Raw genomic sequence first — 2865 nt, forward strand, 5'->3', positions numbered from 1 at the left:
GGCCAGCGGCACGCAGCCGAGGAGCAGCACGGTGACCGCGAGGTCGGCGTGGCCCCCGAGCACTGTCGCGAACAGGGCGACGGCGCCGAGGTAGGGCGGGGACGCCCCCGAGCTGCCGACCGCATCGGGGTGCCAGGACCCGGTGTAGGCCGACCACAGGTCCGAGGCGCCACCGGGGGCGGGCAGCAGCGCCCCGCCCAGCAGACGGCCACCGCCGAGCAGGTCGCGGGCGGAGAGCAGGGTGAGCACGAGCAGGCCCAGCACCAGCAACCACCCGGGGCTGCGCAGGAACCGGCGCATCAGCACCCCGCCGGCGCCGAGGTCGAAGTTCTCCGCCTCCTCCGCGGCGGGGCCGGACTCCACGACCCGGTGCGAGCCGATCGCGGTGCCCTCGCTCTTGCGCCCCCCGGCCACCGCGGCCAGCGCGTCCCGGGCGAGCGCGAACTGATGACCGAAGACCGGGAAGAGCCGGCGCAGCGACTCGGGCGCGACCCGGTGATCGGCGCGGTGTTCGCGGCGCATCGCCAGGATCGCCTGCGGGTGCATCAGCACGTCGCCGATCGCGAGGACCTCGTCCGCGGCGTGCCGCGGGATCTTGGCCACCAGATATCCGATGGCGCGGAGCAACCCGCCGATCAGGAGGCGGGGCACCGCGAAGGCGAAGCGCCGGGTGGGCAGGTTGGCCAACAGGATCCGCATCGCGCCGGCCCGGTCGAGCAGATGCACCCGGCCGGACCCGATGTGCACCTCGCGACGCTGCTGCGCGGAGGCCTCCGCGTGGTAGACCACCGCCTCCGGCACCACCACGACGCGGTGCCCGGCCAGCCAGGTCCGCCAGCAGAAATCGATGTCGTCGCGCATCAGCGGCAGGTGCTCGTCGAAGCCGCCCAGGGCGTCCCAGACGTCGCGGCGGATCAGCATGCCCGCGCTGGACACCGCGAGGGTCTCCCGGCGGTGGTCGTGCTGGCCCTGGTCCTGCTCGCCCCGCTCCAGGTGCTCCTCGCGCCGGCCACCGCCGTCGATGGTGACGCCGACCTCGAGCAGCATCCGACGCCGGTACCAGCCGCGCACCTTGGTCCCGGCCACCGCGATGCCGGGGTCGGCCTCGACCGCGGCCAGCAGGTGCTCCAGGGCATCAGGCTCTGGCTCGGAGTCGTCGTGCAGCAGCCAGATCCAGCGGCGCCCGGATTCGTCCGGTGGCGAACTCGCGTCGGCGTGCGCGATCGCGGCCTTCACGGCCGCGCCGTACCCGGTGTCCCGGGGAAGTGAGAGGACGTCCGACGCGGGGACGTCCTGGGCCAGGAGCCCGAGGGTCGCGTCGGTGCTGCCGGTGTCTGCGACGACCAACCGGTCGCCCGCCCTGGTCTGGCCGGTGGCGGCGGGGAGAACCTGTGGCAGCCAACGCTCGCCGTCGTGGGTCACCAGGACGACGGTCACGTCGTGCCGGGCATGGGCCGGCGATGGCGGGGTGGACATGGCGGAGTTGGTAACCCTAGGGGAGTTCGGGCCGGTGCACCGGCCCGTTCACCCGATCAGCTACCGCGACCCTACGAGTCAGACCGCGCTCTTCTTGAGACGGCGACGTTCGCGCTCGGACATCCCGCCCCAGATTCCGAAGCGCTCGTCGTGACCGAGCGCGTACTCGAGGCAGTCGTTGCGCACGTTGCAGGTCAAGCAGACCTTCTTGGCCTCCCGGGTGGAGCCGCCCTTCTCCGGGAAGAACGCCTCCGGATCCGTTTGGGCGCAGAGCGCCTGCTCCTGCCACGTGACCTGCCGCTCGATGCCCCCGAGCAAGGGGAGGAATACCTCGCCCATAGCTGCCTCCTCGACCCTGTTGTGCACCCGTTGTGGGTGCGGTTCCTCGCCGGCTTCGACCCGGTTGCCCTTGTCGTTATCGGCGACCGAACGACACGATTGAAATTACAGCGGTGAAATCCACTCGCGTCAACCCAGTCGGTGATATTGACGGGTCTGTTCCGGTGTGTCCTGCGGACTTCTCGGCGTGTCGGCTCGCATTCGGGACGGATCCGTACTCCGAGGGACTCCGCCGGACACAGCCGCTCCCCCGCACCACCCGCCCCGGTGGCGACCGCGGAGCCGCCGATTGCGACCATGCCCGCATGCGCATCACCGTGCTCGCCGGCGGAATCGGGGCCGCCCGATTCCTGCGTGGCCTGCTCGCCCACGTCGCCGTGGACCACCCCGGTGCCGAGGTCACGGTGATCGGGAACACCGGGGACGACATCACGCTGTTCGGGCTGCACGTGAGCCCGGACCTGGACACCGTGATGTACACCCTCGGCGGCGGCATCCACCCGGAGCAGGGCTGGGGGCGGGCCGAGGAGACCCGGGCGGTGCAGGACGAGCTCGGCGCCTACGGCGAAACGCCGGACTGGTTCGCCCTCGGCGACAAGGACATCGCGACCCACCTGATCCGGACCCGGATGCTGCGCGAGGGCGCAACGCTCTCGGAGGCGACCGCGGCGCTGTGCGCCCGCTGGCAGCCCGGGGTTCGCCTGCTGCCGATGAGCGACGACCCGGTGACCACGCTGGTCGACATCGCCGACGCTGACGGCACGCCGCGGACCGTGCACTTCCAGGAGTTCTGGGTCCGTCGCCGCGCCGAACCCGCCGCGCTGAAGATCCGGTTCGAGGGCGCCGAGGAGGCCCGGCCGGCGCCGGGTGTGCTGGCCGCGATCGCCGAGGCGGACGTGATCGTGTTCCCGCCGTCGAACCCCGTCGTCAGCGTCGGCGCGATCCTGGCGGTGCCGGGCCTCCGGGCGGCGGTCGCCGACTCGCCCGCCCCGGTGGTCGGGGTCTCGCCCATCATCGGCGGCGCCCCGGTGCGCGGGATGGCCGACAAGG

The 2865-nt window shown here is 72.5% G+C and carries 3 protein-coding genes; 1 reads left to right on the forward strand and 2 read right to left on the reverse strand.

All coding sequences use genetic code 11. The features are described 5' to 3' along the window. Both H0X00_RS23130 and H0X00_RS23135 read right to left on the reverse strand, forming a co-directional pair. Positions 1-1476: glycosyltransferase family 2 protein (locus H0X00_RS23130; protein WP_293775162.1), on the reverse strand; the 1476-nt coding region annotated here is incomplete at its 3' end. Between the two features lie 78 nt (positions 1477-1554). Continuing rightward, on the reverse strand, positions 1555-1815 hold the full coding sequence (locus H0X00_RS23135) for a WhiB family transcriptional regulator (RefSeq protein ID WP_293775163.1): 261 nt from the start codon (positions 1813-1815) through the stop codon (positions 1555-1557). A gap of 305 nt (positions 1816-2120) precedes the next feature. Between H0X00_RS23135 and cofD the strand changes: the two genes are divergently transcribed. Beyond that, positions 2121-2865, forward strand: a 745-nt coding sequence (gene cofD, locus H0X00_RS23140; RefSeq protein WP_293775164.1) for a 2-phospho-L-lactate transferase, incomplete at its 3' end; no start/stop codon positions are given.

This window comes from Sporichthya sp., from assembly GCF_013815995.1.
Taxonomy (GTDB): domain Bacteria; phylum Actinomycetota; class Actinomycetes; order Sporichthyales; family Sporichthyaceae; genus Sporichthya.